Origin of the sequence: Leeuwenhoekiella palythoae, from assembly GCF_900130045.1 — a bacterium.
Classification (GTDB): Bacteria; Bacteroidota; Bacteroidia; order Flavobacteriales; family Flavobacteriaceae; genus Leeuwenhoekiella; species Leeuwenhoekiella palythoae.
The window spans coordinates 523,654-541,380 of sequence record NZ_FQXT01000002.1 but is presented as its reverse complement, the minus strand read 5'-3'; the positions used below and the strand labels follow the sequence as shown (position 1 = coordinate 541,380).

Below are 17,727 nucleotides of genomic sequence, written 5' to 3'. Positions count from 1 at the left end.
AAGACTAAAAATTTAATCGAATCGTAAAGATACATTTTAATATTTGGCACGGTCATGCTAACTGCATTGGTAACATTTAGATAAACTTAGCTTGCTTTAAAAATAATAAATGTTAGCCTGCTTTTTGATTTTAAATAACTTTACATCCTCTAAATTTATGTATGCTTCCAGATTCTATATTCCAAATTCAAACCCAAGATCAGTTTAAAGAACTTGCCTTAGCATCGTTTAACTATCAGTGGGAGCATAACACCATTTACCGTCAATTTTGTGATCATTTAAAAGTTGATCCTGCTGACATTACTGAGCTTGATCAAATTCCGTTTTTACCCATTCAGTTTTTTAAAGAATTTAAAATCATAGCTTCAGATGAATCTGTTCAAACGATTTTCACCAGTAGCGGAACCACCGGAAGCATCACCAGCAAACATTATGTCACCGATCTAAAAGTCTATGAGAAAAGCTTTCGCGAAAGCTTTAAACTTCATTATGGCGCTATTGAAGATTATACGGTGCTTGCGTTGCTCCCGTCTTACTTGGAGCGCGATGGTTCGTCTCTTATTTATATGGTTGACTGTTTGATCAAAGACAGCAAAAAACCGGATAGCGGCTTTTATCTGAATGATTATAATGCTTTGAGCGAAAAATTAAAACGTCTTGATGCCGCAGGCGAAAAAGTGCTTTTAATTGGGGTTTCTTTTGCGTTGCTTGATCTTGTTGAGCAATTTGAATTTACGCTGAAAAATACCATTGTGATGGAAACCGGCGGTATGAAAGGCCGAAGAAAAGAACTCATTAGAGAGGAATTACACGCAATTCTAAAAGAAGGCTTTGGTGTAACTGAAATTCATAGCGAATATGGGATGACCGAATTGCTTTCGCAAGGCTACTCTAACGGAAACGGGATTTTTACAAATCCGCCTTGGATGCAGGTTTTTATGCGCGATACCGAAGATGCGTTAAATTATGTAGCTCCCGGAAAAACCGGCGGAATCAACGTGATCGATCTCGCCAATCACTATTCGTGTCCTTTTATCGCGACTCAAGATTTAGGTAAAAAACTCGATGAAAACCGCTTTGAGATTTTAGGTCGTTTTGACACTTCTGACATTCGCGGTTGTAACTTGATGGTTTTGTGATTTTTTTGAAAAAAAGATGTAAGGTATCTCCTCTATAACCGACTCAATAAATGTTCATAATTGGTTGGTTAGTTAAGTTGGAAAACCCGGTTACTTGATAAGAAAGAGTGCCGGGTTTTTTATTGGTTCCGCCAAAGGGGTTCAAGAGCTTTAAGGCTTCTTTCTGAATCTCTTAGATCTGAATCTGACGTTCTATCTGCTGATTTAACGAGATAAACGTTTCGGTTCTTGAAACGCCATCAATCGCCTGTACTTTTTTATTGAGCAGGTGCATTAAGTGTTCGTTATTCTTACACAGGATCTTGATAAAAATTGACCAGTTTCCGGTCGTGTAATGACACTCCAAAACTTCCGGGATTTCTTCAAGCTGTTTTACGGCTTTAGGGTTGCTCATCGCCCGATCTAAGTAAATCCCGATAAATGCCATCGTGTTATAGCCTAAAATCTTTGGGTCTATGGTAAACTTAGAGCCGGTGATCAAACCCGATTTTTCTAATTTTCTGAGACGTTGATGTATCGCAGCTCCAGAAATCCCGACTTGACGTGCAATCTCTAAAATGGGTTTACGTGCATCATCCATCAATTGACGAAGAATAATTTTATCAATCCCGTCTATTGCTATTTGTTCGTTTACAATTTTCATAACCTATAGTATTTCAACTAAAAATAGCAATTAACTCCATTACTATAAGCACAAGCCTGTAAAAAACTTTAAATTTTTAATCAGTCTGATTTATTGATGGTGCGGATTGTACCCTAAATAAGGCACTTCATATTCCTTAAAAACAATACCATTCTCTTCCAACTCATCTAAAATTGGATTGTAAACTTCACGCCATATCGGCAACTGAACACCGGGAGTCGTGATCTCTTTGTTCAGTATTTTGAGTGCTGCAATACCTACCGGCAATCCAACGGTTTTGGCCATTGCGGTATAGGTTTGATTAGTGCCAACACTCACCATTGTCGCATCAATTTGTTTCTTTTCGCCATTGATCTCGTAACCAAACTTATGATACATCACGATCATATCTTTATCGGTTTCCGCTAGCGTCCATTGATCTTCCAGAATTCGCTGCAAGCATTGCGCGGGCGTCGCTTCTTTTAACCCTATCCTTCTATTATCATCAAACAAGTTAAGCTCTAACAATTTATCCCAAAGCAAATCATCCTGATCAATTTTAAGCATATGACGCAACTTGAGCTGCACAGAATCTGTAGGTGAATACGGCAAAAAGAGGTTGGTGAACTCGCGATAGCTCATCGCTTCGGTGTCTTGTAAGGTATAGCTATCATCAGTCATTCCTAATTGCACAAAAAGATTCCAGGCGCGAGAAAATCCTACACGACGTATCGTACCGCGATACAGGGTCAAAATATCCTCCAAACCATAAATGCTTCGGTATTTTAGTGAGTTTCGGTTAGCATAGGCTTCAAATCTTCCGTAGCCTTCCACATCAAGAAATTCGGTTCTTCTGAATAACCGCTGATACGGAATATACTTATAAGTACCTTCTTGAATAAATTCTGCAGCGCCACCTTGACCGGCAAGCACCACGTTTCTGGGATTCCAAGTGAATTTATAATTCCAAAGATTCGTATCACTTTCGGGAGCGACTAAACCACCACAAAAAGACTCAAATAACAACATTTTGCCGCCTGCATCACGAACCCGATCAATCACCCGCATTGCGCTCATATGATCAATCCCCGGATCAAGACCTACTTCATTCATAAAGATAAGCCCTTTCATTTTTACCTCGTTATCAAGCTCTAGCATCGCATCACTTATGTAGGAAGCCGTGACCAGATTTTTATTAAGAGCCAGGCAATCGCGCGCCACGTCAATATGCAAACGTGCCGGAAGCATACTTATAACGATATCGGCTTTGCTGATTTGCTGCTGGCGTTCTTCAGCATTCGCGATATCTAGTGTAATCGCATTAGCACAGGCAAGATTTCCCACCAATCGTTTTGCCTGAGCCGGATCACGATCTGCAACCGTGAGTTGTAATTGTTCTTCGGAAGCCTTGTCTGCCAAATATTTTATGAGTTGCGCAGTAGATTTTCCTGCACCAATAATCAAGATGTTTCGCATAATAAAAGCGTATTTTTACATAGTATAATTTAAACATTTGATCGCATATTTTAAACTGAAGCTATGCAAAGAACTCTTCTGATCACCGGTGCACTTTTAGGACTAACTGCTGTAATCTTGGGCGCATTTGGCGCGCATGGACTCAAAGAAAGTTTAACCCCTGAAGCTATTGATTCGTTTGAAACCGGAGTGCGTTACCAAATGTATCACGCTTTTTTACTTCTGCTAGTAGGAACTGCATTGCCTTTATCGCAAAAAGCACAGAAAATCAGTTTTTATCTGATTTTAATCGGCGTGATTTTATTTAGCGGCTCTATTTACTTACTCACCACAAAACCTATCACAGGTATTGATATTTCGGCGATCGCCTGGATCACTCCAATAGGTGGTGCTTTGCTTATTTCAGCCTGGATTGCAATCACTTATAATTTTATCAAATTACTAAAATAATTATCATTTTTTAACTATTTGATAATTTTAAAGCATTAGCTTTACATCGTATTTCTAAAAATTCAAATTTATGGCTCCAACTGCCTTATTTACGAAAACGATTGCGATGACGCAATATGGAATCAAAAATGCAACAATTCATTATCAATTGCCTCCAGAAGAACTGCATCAAATATGCGTACTTTTAGGTCAAGGCACCACTACAGACTCTGGCGCTTTAGCAATTGAAACCGGGAAATTTACCGGAAGATCCCCAAAAGATCGCTTTATTGTGATCGATGAATACACCCGAGACAAGGTCTGGTGGGGTGCTATCAACATTCCTTTTGATAAAGCCAAATTTTACCGTTTAAAGGAAAAAATGACCACCTACCTTTCTGACCGTAAATTGTATGTACGCGATGCTTTTGCCTGCGCTGATGAGCGCTATAAAATGGGCGTGCGTGTGGTGAATGAATTCCCCTGGTCTAACTTGTTTGTCTACAATATGTTTTTAAGACCAAGTGAAGATGAACTCGAGAATTTTAAGGAAGACTGGCTGGTGCTCAATGCGCCCGGCTTTAAGGCCGATCCTGAAATTGACGGTACGCGTCAAGAAAATTTTGCGATCATCAGTTTTGAAGAAAAAACGATTTTGATTGGTGGTACCGGCTACACCGGCGAAATCAAAAAAAGTATTTTTTCTGTACTAAACTTTGTACTGCCTACCGAAAAGAATACGCTTCCTATGCATTGTTCAGCCAATGTGGGTGAGGATGATCAAACAGCAATTTTCTTTGGCTTGTCAGGCACCGGTAAAACCACGCTTAGCGCAGACCCTAACCGCAAGTTAATAGGTGATGATGAGCATGGTTGGACAGCTGACGATACCATTTTCAATTTTGAAGGAGGATGCTATGCCAAAGTGATCAATTTATCTGAAGCGCAAGAACCCGATATTTTTAATGCGATAAAACGGGGCGCACTTTTAGAAAATGTGATCGTAGATCATCAGAAACAGGTGGACTATAGCAATACATCGATCACACCCAATACACGCGTGAGTTACCCAATACATCATATTGAAAATATTCAAAAACCTTCTGTAGGTAATAATCCAAAGCATATTTTCTTTCTCACAGCAGATGCTTTTGGAGTATTGCCTCCTATTTCAAAATTGACACCGGGGCAAGCTGCTTATCATTTCATTAGCGGCTACACAGCTAAAGTTGCGGGTACAGAAGCTGGTGTAAATGAACCGGTACCTTCATTTTCTGCGTGTTTTGGAGCTCCCTTTATGCCTTTACACCCCACGCATTATGCTGAAATGCTCAGCGCAAAAATGAAAAAATCCGGGGTTAATGTTTGGTTAATCAATACAGGATGGACCGGCGGACCCTACGGTATTGGTAAGCGTATGGAATTAAAATATACGCGCGCGATGATCAATGCGGTATTAAACGATTCTTTTAGCCCTATCAATCACGAGGACTATCATACGCATTCTGTTTTTGGAGTAGCACAACCACGCTCCTGCCCGGGAGTTCCTGATGAGGTGTTGAGTCCGCGTCAAACTTGGGGCAATGATGAGGCCTACTATGCAACAGCACACAAACTAGCCGTTTCTTTTAAAGAGAACTTTAAAAAGTTTGAAGCCCATGCAAATGAAGAAATTCTAGAAGGACAACCTCCGCTAGGATAGTTAATTGAAAACAAAAGGCTCCTAATCAGGAGCCTTTTAATTTTTTCTCAACCAGAAGATTATTTTTTATTGACGTCGTCAATATACTTCTCTAAAGCCATCGTCATCGATGGGGTTTCTGGTGTAGGTGCTTTGATGTTTACTTTGAGTCCGGCTTCTTCTACCGCTCTAATTGTAGAGTTTCCAAATACCGCGATGCGGGTGTCATTTTGTTTAAAATCAGGAAAGTTTTCAAACAACGACTTGATTCCACTTGGACTAAAGAACACAAGAATGTCATAAGTCACGTCTTTTAAGTGCGACAGATCACTTACAACAGTTCGGTAAAAAATACCGCGGTCCCATTTTAAATTCAGATCGTTAAGAACATTAGGCACTTCAGGTTTTAAAGAATCTGACGATGGAAGTAAAAACTTCTCATTCTTGTATTTCTTTAAAATTGGTGACATCTCAGTAAAAGTACGTTTCCCAACATAAATCTTACGTTTACGATACACAACATACTTCTGCAAATAGTAAGCTACCGCTTCACTCTGGCAGAAATACTTTAGGCTGTCTGGCACCTTAAAACGCATTTCCTCAGCAATTCTGAAAAAATTATCTACCGCATTACGGCTGGTTAAGATAATCGCAGTGTATTTACTAAGGTCAATTTTTTGATGTCTAACCTCCTTGCCTGATACACCTTCAACGTGGATAAACGGAATGAAGTCAACTTTTACCTTCTTCTTTTCCTGTAACTCAAAATAGGGGGAATTCTCAACTTTTGGTTCTGGTTGCGAAACCAAAATAGTCTTCACTTTCATAGACATGCTAAATTTGTGTTTATTTCACGCTTCATGTTCAAACTATATAAAACTAAACACCTTATATAAAATGAAGTAGGGCGCAATTTCAAGTGCGCAAAGGTACAAAATAAAATAAAACAGATTATTGTAAATCATATTTTCATACCTGCGGTACGTGTTAAAAAGGCTGATTACATTAAAAATCAGAAACAAAATCACTATGATCACAATCGCTATAAAACCCGGCGCGAGTGCATAAATAAAAATGGCATTTACGGGTAAAAGAAGCAACGCAAAGTAACTGCGGTAGCTAAGCTTAGAGAACTGGTATGAATTGAGCTCTTGCTCCCCATTAAAAAGTACGCCCAGCATACGTTCTATAAAAAACTTAAGCGATACAAAAACCACATAAGCCAAGACAATACGCACGTACAGCAAAAAATTTGAAGCGTCTGTGAGTACGTTTAACTCATTAAAAACAATGTAGATAAACAAAGAAATCGAAAAAAACTGAATGGTAAACAAGATCAGGTTAAACGGGTTCTCAAACCTGATGTCTTTATTCGCCTTCAGCAAGTATTTTTCATTGATCAAGAGCTCTACAAAATCTACAAATCGGGTTTCATAAACAGCCTTTGCCACGGCAATTAAAACCAAGCATGTCACAAAGACAATCGTGATCCAGTCATTACTAATAAAACTGCGTTCTAAGGCTTGCAAACTCTTCAATTTTTATGGATTCAAAATTACTATAAATACAAGAGTTTATAGAAATGCCGAAACAAATAACCTTCAAAATCTTTACATTTGCGCATAAATCACACAACGATGGCAGGTTCGCTCGTCATAATTCCCACCTACAACGAAGCTGAAAATATTGAAAAGTTGGTGCGTAATATTTTTGCGCAGCAACGCGCGTTTGAGGTTTTGGTTGTTGATGACAATTCGCCAGACGGAACCGCCGCATTGGTCAAGAATTTACAGCAGGAATTTATAGGTCAAATACACCTGCTTGAGCGTCCCGGCAAAAATGGCTTAGGCACGGCATACATCGCAGGATTCAAATGGGCTCTGGAACGAGATTATGCATACATATTTGAGATGGATGCAGATTTCTCTCACGCCCCCAATGACCTGATCAGACTGTATAACGCTTGTGCTAAAGGCGGTGCAGATCTAGCCATTGGTTCGCGATACAAAACCGGAGTCAATGTAGTAAACTGGCCTATGGGACGCGTCTTAATGTCATACATCGCGTCAAAATATGTTAGATTTATAACTGGCTTAGATATTGCAGATACGACCGCAGGTTTTATTTGCTATAAACGTGAAGTTTTAGAAAAAATAACGCTCGACAAAATCAAGTTTGTAGGTTATGCGTTTCAGATTGAAATGAAATTCAAAGCGCATTTACTTGGTTTTAAAATTATTGAAGTACCGGTAATATTTGTTGATCGCACTAAAGGCACCAGCAAGATGAGCACCGGTATTTTTAGTGAAGCCGTTTTTGGCGTTTTAGGAATGAAGTTTAAAAGTCTTTTTAAAAGTTACGATATATAGATGGAAAAGGTACTGATCAAAGATGCACATATCGTAAATGAAGGCACCATTATGCGTGGCGACGTTTACATAGAACACGGAATTATTGTTGAAATAAGCCAAAACCTTAGTGTTAAAGGTCCGGATGTACATGTTTTTGATGCCGAAGGAAAACACCTTTTACCCGGGGTGATCGATGATCAGGTACATTTTAGAGAACCCGGCCTCACGCATAAAGCAACCATTGGGTCTGAATCTCGCGCAGCCGTAGCCGGCGGAATCACTTCGTTCATTGAGATGCCTAATACGATTCCTCAGGCAACCACTATCGAAAAATTAGAGGAAAAATTTACGCGTGCTGCCGAAACCTCACATGCCAACTACTCGTTTATGTTTGGCGGGACTAACGATAACCTTTCTGAAATAAAGAAGGTTGATAAATCAAAAGTTGCCGGCCTCAAACTTTTCTTAGGAAGCTCTACCGGAAACATGCTCGTTGATGATGAAGAAGTGCTACGAGAAATCTTTAAGAGCACAGATCTTGTAATTTCGGTGCATTGTGAGGATGAAGAAACGATCAAGAAAAATCTTGCGATTTATAAAGAGCGCTATGGTGACGATATTCCTATTAATATGCATCCTATTATTCGCAGCGAAGAAGCCTGCTATCTATCTTCTTCAAAAGCGATCGCTTTAGCTAAAGAAACCGGTGCACGTCTGCATGTTTTTCACCTTTCTACAGCGAAAGAAATGGAGCTTTTCAGCAATAAAATTCCATTAAAGGATAAAAAGATCACAGCCGAGGTTTGTATTCACCATCTTTGGTTTTCTGATGAAGACTATGAAGACAAGCAAACCCTCATAAAATGGAATCCGGCAGTAAAGAAAAAAACAGACCGGGCAGCGTTATGGGAAGCTTTACTTGATGATCGCCTAGATGTGATTGCTACAGATCACGCCCCGCATACGTTAGAAGAAAAGCAAAACGTTTACACTAAAGCACCTAGCGGCGGACCTCTAGTACAACACGCGTTACCGGCAATGCTTGAAAAGTATCACGAAGGCAAAATTAGCCTGGAGAAGATCGTTGAAAAAATGTGCCACAATCCGGCCATTCTTTTTGAAGTTGAAAAACGTGGGTATATCAAACCCGGTTATTATGCTGATCTTGTTTTAGTAGATTTAAACAATCCGTGGACGGTAACCACAGACAATATTCTCTATAAATGCAAATGGTCTCCTTTTGAAGGAAACACTTTTAAATCCCGCATCTCTCATACTTTTGTCAATGGCCAATTGGCGTATAAGAATTTTAAGGTATACGATGAGAAGCACGGCAAGCGTTTAACTTTTAATCGATGATCAAAAAAGGCTACATTTTGCTTTTAGTTGTTTTGGCAGTCGTGAGCTGCCACGATATTGAGCGCCCAAAAAAGCCTGACAATTTTATTGAGCGGGAGAAAATGACGGATATCTTATATGATATTTCGCTCTTACGTGCTTTAAAAACCTATAGCGTAAACGATATGCGTGCTTTAGGCTTAGAGCCAGATACTTTTATCTATGACAAATACGACGTTGACAGTCTACAACTCGCTCAAAGTATTGACTACTACAGCGTAAACTTTAATGAATACACGTCGATTTGGGAAGAGGTCAATGCGCGTTTGACCGCACAACGTGATGAGATTCAGTTTGAGCAAAATGATCTAGACAGCATACGTATTGAAGAAAGCAAACGCAGAAGAGATTCCATTAAAAAAGCCAATCAACCTCGCCCTGATATCGAACTCGAAAACGATTCTATTTTAGCTCCTGTGAGTAGTTAAAATGTTTTGCAACTCGGCTGAGTGTAGTTTCTATAGGAGTGTACTCAAATTCAGGAAAGGGAGTTTTTAGTTTTTCCGCCTCATAAACGGTTTTTGTATACCCAGATTTAGCGGTGCTTTTGGTAAGCTGACGCCGTTTACCAAAAAGACTTAAAAACCAATCTATTTTCCAAGCGAGATCAAGCTGCCATTTCTTAAGCATTTTAGACGGAGCCTTTACTCCTAAGGCTGTCGCTGTTTTTTTCAATACGGTTTCAAAAGCAAGATTATGTCCTACCAGAATGAAACGTTCATTAAGCACATCGCTTTGCATTAAAGCGATCATCGCGCGCACTACATCAACGACATCAACAAATCCTGTAGCACCGGGAACTGTAAATTTTAGTCCGTTTGCAATTTGTTTAAATATCGTACCGCTTCCACTGTCGTAAAAGCCTTCTCCCAAAATCACTCCCGGATTCACGATCACCACGTCGAGACCCTCTTGGGTACCGCGCCAGACTTCCATTTCTGAAGCGAATTTTGAAATACCATAAACGCTATTTTCTTTATTGGCTTCCCAGTGCGTTTCTTCAGTAATTGCTTTTACACTATCTCCCAAAGCCGCCACAGAGCTCACATAACAGCATTTTTCAACTTGATGCTTTAAACATAAATTGATAATATTCGCCGTACCTTCAACATTGTTCTTTTGAAGTTCGTCAAAACGTTTAGGATTAAAAGAAACCAGCGCAGCACAATGGTAAACTCTAGTTATTTCCGCGAATGCTTCGGTTAATGCAGGAATATCAGTTACATCTGCCTGAAGCCATTCGATCTGCCAAAAATCAGCCTTAAACTCATCAGTTCCTTCACGTTCATTTTTCCATTGAAAAAGCGCTTCTACCGCTTTAATTTTAGCTTCGGTTCTGTAAATCGCACGAATCTTATTTTCGCCTTGCGCAACCAATTGCCACAACAAATGCGAGCCCACTAAACCGGTACCTCCCGTTACTAAAATCATAGCTACGAAGTTAGGCATATTCTTCTATTCTTGCTGCCAAGCTTTGCGCATTATATTTATATTTGCAGGCTTATAAATGGTCACGAGTTGACTCGTCGTTACGATTTTAGAAACTGAATTATTTTCGTCAATAATCGTAGCACTAAGAAAAAAAGATTTTAAATCGCGTTTGGCGCGTAAACTAGCAATTATGATTACCAATTTTGTTGAAGAACTGCAATGGCGTGGGATGATTCACGATGTGATGCCCGGGACTGAAGAACACCTTATGGAACAGATGCGATCTGCTTATGTGGGGATCGACCCAACTGCAGACTCGCTTCACATAGGTCACCTTGTGGGCGTTATGATGCTCAAACATTTTCAGGCAAGCGGTCACAGACCTATTGCGCTTGTAGGTGGTGCCACGGGTATGATTGGCGATCCTTCAGGAAAATCTGATGAGCGTAATCTGCTTGATGAAGAAACCTTGCGTCACAATCAGGAAGCCATTAAAGAGCAATTATCGCGCTTTCTGGATTTTGATTCTGATGAAGAAAACGCAGCGGTTCTTGTGAACAACTACGACTGGATGAAAGATTTTAGCTTTCTGGAGTTTATACGCGATGTGGGTAAACACATCACCGTAAACTATATGATGGCTAAAGATTCGGTTAAAAAACGTCTATCTGCAGAATCTGCGGAAGGAATGAGTTTTACTGAATTTACCTACCAACTCGTTCAGGGTTATGACTTTTTACACTTATATCGTGAGAAAGATCTAACGCTGCAAATGGGTGGAAGCGACCAGTGGGGAAACATCACTACAGGAACCGAATTGGTACGCAGAATTGGCGGCGGAAAAGCGTATGCAATGACTTGCCCGCTGATTACCAAAGCAGACGGAACAAAATTTGGGAAAACTGCCGGTGGTAATATTTGGTTAGATGCAGAACGCACTTCTCCGTATAGATTTTACCAATATTGGTTGAATACCAGCGACGAGGATGCAGCAAAATACATTAAGATTTTCACGTTCTTAGGAAAAGAGGAAATTGAGAATCTTATCGCAGAGCATCAGGAAGCGCCGCATCAGCGTGCTTTGCAAAAGCGCCTGGCAGAAGAAGTAACCATAAGCACTCATGGTGTTGAAAATTATGAGAACGCGGTAAAAGCTTCAGAAATTCTCTTCGGAAAATCTACAGCTGCAAACCTAAAAGCGCTTAACGAGAAAACCTTTTTAGATGTTTTTGAAGGAGTTCCGCAAGCGGAAGTAAGCCGTGGTGAGATTGAAGCAGGCTTAGATATGGTAAATGCACTTGCAGAAAAAACCGGATTTTTAAAATCTAACGGAGAAGCAAGACGCGCTTTAAAACAGAATTCAATTTCTGTAAATCAGGAAAAAGTAGCCGAAGATTTTACCATCACTACAGATGATTTGATCAACGATCGCTTTGTACTCTTACAACGCGGAAAGAAGAATTACTTTGTGATTCGCATTCTTGATTAAATAGAGAATATAAGTAGAAGCGAAAAGCCTCAAACAGGATTCTTGTTTGAGGCTTTTTTGTTATTTATAAATTTCTTCTCGTCAAGTCTCTTGATGAGTGATGAACAGTCAAAATATCAATCCTAGAGTCTGAAACAATCTTATAAATTATTCTGTAATTACCTTCAATTAATTCCCTCAAATCATCTTTGGGAATTTCGATAATAACTTTTCCCGAATAAGGCAGTTTCTTTAATATTTGAGTCCGTTTCAAAATTCTCAAAATTTGTATTTGAGCATATTTTTTTGAGTCTCTTGAGATATAATCAAAAATATCTTCTAAATCAATTTTGCTTCGATATGTCCAATTTATTTGAACCAATTGTTCAATTCTTGCATTAATTGATTTTCAGTTAACACCTCACCAGCTTCAGACTGCCTGTCTGCATTTTCAATTTTTTCAATTAAGAATAACCGCTCTACAAGCTCATCAATAGAAAACTCGTCAGGAAGACTATCTATTTGCTTTTTTAAGTGTGCTTTTGTCAACATCATCCTTTCTTTATTTAGTAAGTTACACAAAAAACCCATTCCGTTTAAATGGAATGGGTTTTAAATTTTTATAGGCGTTACGTGCTTAACGTCTTCCGCCAAAAATTTGTAAAGCGAAATATAACAAGGTTGCAAGTGAACCAATCGCAGCTACAACATAAGTTCTGGCAGCCCATTTTAAAGCATCTTTGGCTCCGTCGTGTTCTCTTGGCGTTAACATATTTGCCGATTCTAACCAAGCCAATGCACGATTACTTGCATCATATTCAACCGGAAGGGTAATGAATGAAAACAAGGTTCCCATAGCAAATAAACCAAGCCCGATAATCGCAACGGTCATTCCTAAACCAGAGCCAATGATCGACATCAAAACGATTCCTCCAATGATCACAAACATAGACATACGCGATGCAACACTCACCACAGGCACCAGTTTTGAACGCATCGTTAGCCAGCTATAGGCCTTTGCGTGCTGCACTGCGTGACCGCACTCGTGTGCAGCAACGGCAGCTGCAGCAGCATTGCGCTGATTATATACAGGTTCACTCAAATTAACGGTTTTCTTGGCAGGATTATAATGGTCTGTCAACTGCCCTTGCACCGAGATCACTTTTACATCAGTAATTCCATTATCGCTAAGCATTTTACGCGCGATCTCTGCCCCACTCATTCCATTTTGTAGATGAACCTGAGAGTATTCTTTAAACTTACTTTTTAATTTATTGCTTACTAGCCAACTTACCAATGCAATCGCACCAATAAGTATATAATATCCCATCATAGCTTTGTATTTAAGTTGTTTTTAAAACTAACCAATATAAACAAAAAATAAGCCGAAAATTTCTGCTGCCGTTTTGACAAAACCTTTCACTGTCAGTTCGAGCGCAGTCGAGAACTATGTACTGTTGAACAAATAAGCATCTCGACTGCGCTCGATGAGACCTTAAGAATTACAAAATACTAAAACTTCGTATTTCTAATTTTGAATTTCTGATTTCAAAAATCAGCCTACGAAGTTCACGATTTTACCGGGAACCACGATCACCTTTTTCGGTTCGCGACCGCCTAAATACTCCTGTGTTTTCTCGTGCGCACGAACTGCTTTTTCGATTTCTTCTTTTGAAAGATCTAACGGAAGTTCCATCGTAAAACGCATTTTACCGTTAAACGAGATCGGATATTCTTTACTGCTTTCTACCAGATGCTTTTCATCAAACTCCGGGAAGGCAGCAGTAGCGATCGACTCGTCGTGACCGAGTAAAATCCACAATTCTTCTGCGATGTGTGGCGCATAAGGCGAAATCAAAACAGCCAACGGCTCCAACACTTCACGGTTATTGCATTTTGCAGCTGCGAGTTCGTTAACTGCAATCATAAACGTAGAAACCGAAGTATTAAAACTGAAGTTCTCAATGTCTTCCTGTACCTTTTTGATGGTCTTGTGCAAGGTTTTCATCGCCTCCCTAGAAGCCCGAGCATCGGAAACCTCAAAATCGCCTAAATTTCCAGCTTTATCTACTTGATGGTACAGCTTCCATAATTTTTTAAGGAAGTTATGTACTCCCGTAATTCCTGCGGTATTCCAAGGTTTGGCCTGCTCTAACGGACCTAAGAACATCTCGTACATGCGCAGTGTATCTGCCCCGTACTCCTCACAAATATCATCGGGATTCACCACGTTGTATTTGGATTTAGACATTTTTTCGACTTCGCGTGATACTTTTACTGTTTGATTATCATAAGTAATGAATTTTGCCGAATGATATTCTGGTTGCCAATTTCTAAATTCTATTACGTTAAGACAGTTCGAGGTATCAACAAGATTTACATCAACGTGAATCTTATTAAAGCTAATAGAATTATCTCCTGTGTATGACAAGATCGTATTCACAGCTTTCTTATTAGTTTCGTCATTCAAATAATCCTTTACTATTTCAAACGAAACAAAAAATTCCGGATTTGAACTTAGCCTATATAAAAAAGCACTCTCCCCCAAAATCATTCCCTGATTGATCAGCTTTTTAAAAGGCTCTTCAACCGGAGCAAAACCACGATCTTTTAAGAATTTCACCCAAAAACGGCTGTATAATAAATGCCCAGTGGCGTGCTCGCTACCTCCAATGTAGAGGTCTACATTTTGCCAATACTCCATCGCTTCTTTTGAAGCAAAAGCTTCGTCGCGTAAAGCTTTCTCCATATACCTAAAGAAATACCAGCTACTTCCTGCCCAACCCGGCATCGTATTCAATTCTAAAGGAAAAACAGTCTCGTGATCGATCTTGTTATTGCTCACGACTGCATGGGTTTTGGTATCCCACGCCCAAACTTCGGCGCGGCCTAGTGGCGGCTCACCTTCTTCGGTAGGCAAATATTTTTCTACTTCCGGCAGGTGAATAGGTAAATGCGCTGCATCAATCATTTGAGGCATTCCATCTACATAATACACCGGGAACGGCTCTCCCCAATAACGCTGACGGCTAAACACCGCGTCGCGCAAACGGTAATTTACTTTCCCTTTTCCGGCACCTAATTTTTCTAATGCTTCAATCGCTTTTGGCAACGCTTGCTTGTATGCCAGTCCATTTAAGAAATCTGAATCTTTTAAAGGCGTTTTATCCTTTTCAGCATAGGCTTGCTCGCTGATATCGACTCCGTCAAAAATATTCTTGATCGGAATGTTGAAATGCGTTGCAAAATCCCAGTCGCGTTGATCTCCACAAGGAACCGCCATTACAGCACCGGTTCCATAACCGGCCAACACGTAGTCACCTATCCAGATCGGAATCGGCTCTTTTGTAAACGGATGCTCGGCATAGGCACCGGTAAATGCACCCGAAATGGTTTTTACATCGGCCATACGCTCGCGCTCGCTGCGCTTTGCAGTCGCTTCGATATAGGCATCAACCTCAGCTTTTTGCTCTGGAGTTGTTATTTCTTTTACAAGATCTAACTCTGGCGCAAGCGTCATAAACGTCACCCCAAAAATAGTATCGGGGCGGGTGGTAAACACCTCAATTTTGAATTCTGAATTCTGAATTTTGAATTGAACGGAGGCACCTTTTGAACGCCCGATCCAGTTGGTTTGCGAGTCTTTAAGCGGCTGTGGCCAATCGATATCTTGCAAACCGTCTAGCAAACGCTGCGCATAAGCGCTGATGCGCATACTCCACTGCGTCATTTTTTTGCGCACCACAGGATGCCCGCCACGTTCTGAAACGCCGTTTACGATCTCGTCGTTTGCCAAAACCGTACCCAACGCAGGGCACCAGTTTACTTCGGTTTCTGCCAGGTAGGTTAATCTATATTTTAAAAGAAGTTCTTGTTTTGCTTTCGCGGAAGCAGAATTCCAATCTTCAGCAGTAAAAGCTTCAACATCCTCGTCGCATACTGCATTTACCGAAGCATTTCCTTCGGCCTCAAACTTAGCGATCAGCGTGTCAATATGCTCTGCCTGATTGGTATCGTTGTTATACCAACTTTCAAAAAGCTGAATAAAAATCCACTGCGTCCATTTATAATACTCAGGATTTGAAGTGCGCACTTCGCGCCTCCAGTCGAATGAAAATCCTATTTTATCCAATTGCTCGCGATAACGTGCAATGTTAGTTTCGGTAGTAATTGCCGGATGTTGCCCGGTTTGAATGGCATATTGCTCAGCCGGAAGTCCAAACGAGTCATACCCCTGCGGATGCAACACATTAAAACCTTGATGACGCTTGTAACGCGCATAAATATCACTGGCAATATATCCCAGCGGATGCCCTACGTGCAGTCCTGCACCTGATGGATATGGAAACATATCGAGCACATAATATTTTGGCTTTTCGCTGTTATTTTTTGCCTGAAAAGTACCCTGATCACTCCAGTACTTTTGCCATTTTTTTTCTATCGCGTTAAAATCGTAGTTCATTACCGTGTATTGCTTTGCGCACTGCGCATTTTAATGAGCGGCAAATTTAACGATTTAAAAGCGATTTAAGCAGACCGGTTTTTTGGCACCGCCAAGGGGTTAAATACTCCGTCCCGAAAGCTTTCGGGATGCCAAGAAATTGAAAATTTGTTCGGAACGAATGCCACGTGAGTCAGCCCTGAGGGAGTTTACTCGAGGTTTTCTAGGATCTTGCCTCTTTTTCCATTGGCAATAAACACTCAAAGATCATCTCGTTTACCGGCACAGAAACGCCGAGACGCTTTCCTTCGCGCACAATGTAGCCGTTAAAGTTGTTGAGTTCGCTGGGTTTGCCTTCCATAATATCGCGTTGCGTAGAAGCGGTCACCTCTGCTCCTTGATTCTGGATCGCCTCAAAAACTGCCTCCATATGCTTTTCGGTAAGTGCAATTCCTTTTGCTTTGGCGACATTAAAAATCTCCTTTGCGGTGTCTTGCATCATTTTAAACAAATAGGCGCTCGAACGTATTTTACCCATAGGCACGCGTGTCAAACCGCCAATCCCGCTTATGGTGCAAATGAATAAGAATTTCTTCCAGATCTCTACTTGAATATCTTCAACCAAATGGGCTGTAAAACCTGCTTCTTCAAAAAGTGCTTGAAGTTCTTTTGCGCGTTCAGAAAGGCTTCCGTCGAGTTCGCCAAAGGTGATGCTTGGTTCAAAAGTGGGATGCTTAATTTTTCCGGGACCGTCTTTAAAAGCAACTATTCTACATAGACCGCCCAAAACTTGAGCATCAGGCAACACCTCAAGGATTTTTTCAGCATTTGAAGCTCCGTTTTGTAACGGCAGAAATAATGTTTCGGCTTTTACATATGGCTTCAAAGCTTCGATGGTTTCGGGAACCTGCCAAGATTTTACTCCTAAAATCACAAGATCAGGCGTTGGAATTTCGTTTAAATCGTCAGTAGCCAAATCGGGTTCAGCTACAAAATCACCTTTATAACTTGTGACTTCTAATCCGTTTTTTTGAATTGCTTCCAGATGTTTTCCGCGGGCGATAAACGTCACGTGATTTTTAGTTTTAGTGAGTTTTCCGCCAAAATAGCCTCCAACGCCACCTATTCCGTAGATTAAAATATTCATAAACCAGTACAATTTAGAGTTAAACACTTCATTTTTAACAGCTAACGCCAGTGCTGGTGCTAAACGCGTGAAATGCTTCAGTATAAAAATACAAAATGCGCCAAGTGTACGTTTAAGAAGCACGAACTTTAGTATTTTTGTCCT

17 protein-coding genes are annotated in these 17,727 nt (G+C 40.4%); 7 read left to right on the top strand and 10 right to left on the bottom strand.

Features of this window, described 5'->3' with window-relative positions; genetic code table 11:
* The first annotated feature begins 161 nt into the window (after positions 1–161).
* The gene (locus BUA96_RS05970; protein WP_072981299.1) at positions 162–1,139 is read left to right on the top strand and encodes a LuxE/PaaK family acyltransferase; all 978 of its coding nucleotides are present in this window, start codon (positions 162–164) and stop codon (positions 1,137–1,139) included.
* A 172-nt stretch (positions 1,140–1,311) separates the two neighbouring features.
* On the opposite strand, the gene BUA96_RS05965 is transcribed toward BUA96_RS05970, so the two are convergent.
* Entirely contained in the window at positions 1,312–1,782 is a 471-nt protein-coding gene (locus BUA96_RS05965) for an Lrp/AsnC ligand binding domain-containing protein (RefSeq protein WP_072981297.1), read from the bottom strand.
* Between the two features lie 90 nt (positions 1,783–1,872).
* The gene (locus BUA96_RS05960) at positions 1,873–3,237 is read right to left on the bottom strand and encodes a saccharopine dehydrogenase family protein (protein WP_072981296.1); all 1,365 of its coding nucleotides are present in this window, start codon (positions 3,235–3,237) and stop codon (positions 1,873–1,875) included.
* 63 nt (positions 3,238–3,300) lie between these two features.
* Here BUA96_RS05960 and BUA96_RS05955 point away from each other — a divergent pair, with 63 nt between their 5' ends.
* On the top strand, positions 3,301–3,687 hold the full coding sequence (locus BUA96_RS05955; protein ID WP_072981294.1) for a DUF423 domain-containing protein: 387 nt from the start codon (positions 3,301–3,303) through the stop codon (positions 3,685–3,687).
* A 70-nt stretch (positions 3,688–3,757) separates the two neighbouring features.
* Complete coding sequence (gene pckA, locus BUA96_RS05950; RefSeq protein ID WP_072981292.1) at positions 3,758–5,368, top strand: phosphoenolpyruvate carboxykinase (ATP); 1,611 nt, start codon at positions 3,758–3,760, stop codon at positions 5,366–5,368.
* Between the two features lie 59 nt (positions 5,369–5,427).
* Here the strand turns inward: pckA and BUA96_RS05945 are convergent, their stop codons facing one another.
* On the bottom strand, positions 5,428–6,174 hold the full coding sequence (locus BUA96_RS05945) for a uroporphyrinogen-III synthase (protein WP_072981809.1): 747 nt from the start codon (positions 6,172–6,174) through the stop codon (positions 5,428–5,430).
* A gap of 42 nt (positions 6,175–6,216) precedes the next feature.
* Positions 6,217–6,876 (bottom strand): DUF4271 domain-containing protein, encoded by a 660-nt coding sequence (locus BUA96_RS05940; RefSeq protein WP_072981807.1) that lies wholly within the window; start codon positions 6,874–6,876, stop codon positions 6,217–6,219.
* A 108-nt stretch (positions 6,877–6,984) separates the two neighbouring features.
* Between BUA96_RS05940 and BUA96_RS05935 the strand changes: the two genes are divergently transcribed.
* The 3 genes from BUA96_RS05935 to BUA96_RS05925 are packed head-to-tail and all read left to right on the top strand — an operon-like array spanning position 6,985 to position 9,524.
* Positions 6,985–7,716, top strand: coding sequence for a polyprenol monophosphomannose synthase (locus tag BUA96_RS05935; protein WP_072981290.1), 732 nt, complete (start codon positions 6,985–6,987; stop codon positions 7,714–7,716).
* Positions 7,717–9,057 carry a dihydroorotase gene (locus BUA96_RS05930; protein WP_072981288.1) on the top strand — a complete coding sequence of 447 codons (1,341 nt, stop codon included), beginning with the start codon at positions 7,717–7,719 and terminating at the stop codon, positions 9,055–9,057.
* On the top strand, positions 9,054–9,524 hold the full coding sequence (locus tag BUA96_RS05925) for a DUF4296 domain-containing protein (RefSeq protein WP_072981286.1): 471 nt from the start codon (positions 9,054–9,056) through the stop codon (positions 9,522–9,524). Before BUA96_RS05930 ends, BUA96_RS05925 begins: the two co-directional genes overlap by 4 nt.
* On the opposite strand, the gene BUA96_RS05920 is transcribed toward BUA96_RS05925, so the two are convergent.
* Positions 9,499–10,527 (bottom strand): NAD-dependent epimerase/dehydratase family protein, encoded by a 1,029-nt coding sequence (locus tag BUA96_RS05920; RefSeq protein WP_072981805.1) that lies wholly within the window; start codon positions 10,525–10,527, stop codon positions 9,499–9,501. The two genes, BUA96_RS05925 and BUA96_RS05920, sit on opposite strands and share 26 nt — an antisense overlap.
* Before the next feature lie 190 nt (positions 10,528–10,717).
* Between BUA96_RS05920 and tyrS the strand changes: the two genes are divergently transcribed.
* Positions 10,718–12,016 carry a tyrosine--tRNA ligase gene (gene tyrS, locus BUA96_RS05915; RefSeq protein ID WP_072981285.1) on the top strand — a complete coding sequence of 433 codons (1,299 nt, stop codon included), beginning with the start codon at positions 10,718–10,720 and terminating at the stop codon, positions 12,014–12,016.
* A gap of 64 nt (positions 12,017–12,080) precedes the next feature.
* On the opposite strand, the gene BUA96_RS05910 is transcribed toward tyrS, so the two are convergent.
* The 5 genes from BUA96_RS05910 to BUA96_RS05890 form a co-directional block, all read right to left on the bottom strand.
* The gene (locus tag BUA96_RS05910) at positions 12,081–12,377 is read right to left on the bottom strand and encodes a type II toxin-antitoxin system RelE/ParE family toxin (protein ID WP_072981283.1); all 297 of its coding nucleotides are present in this window, start codon (positions 12,375–12,377) and stop codon (positions 12,081–12,083) included.
* The gene (locus BUA96_RS05905) at positions 12,365–12,550 is read right to left on the bottom strand and encodes a hypothetical protein (RefSeq protein WP_206633730.1); all 186 of its coding nucleotides are present in this window, start codon (positions 12,548–12,550) and stop codon (positions 12,365–12,367) included. The genes BUA96_RS05910 and BUA96_RS05905 overlap by 13 nt, the downstream gene beginning before the upstream one ends.
* 82 nt (positions 12,551–12,632) lie before the next feature.
* Positions 12,633–13,328 carry a zinc metallopeptidase gene (locus tag BUA96_RS05900; RefSeq protein ID WP_072981281.1) on the bottom strand — a complete coding sequence of 232 codons (696 nt, stop codon included), beginning with the start codon at positions 13,326–13,328 and terminating at the stop codon, positions 12,633–12,635.
* Between the two features lie 222 nt (positions 13,329–13,550).
* Positions 13,551–16,457 (bottom strand): leucine--tRNA ligase, encoded by a 2,907-nt coding sequence (leuS, locus tag BUA96_RS05895; protein WP_072981279.1) that lies wholly within the window; start codon positions 16,455–16,457, stop codon positions 13,551–13,553.
* 202 nt (positions 16,458–16,659) lie between these two features.
* Positions 16,660–17,583 (bottom strand): ketopantoate reductase family protein, encoded by a 924-nt coding sequence (locus BUA96_RS05890; protein WP_072981801.1) that lies wholly within the window; start codon positions 17,581–17,583, stop codon positions 16,660–16,662.
* Positions 17,584–17,727: the final 144 nt, after the last annotated feature.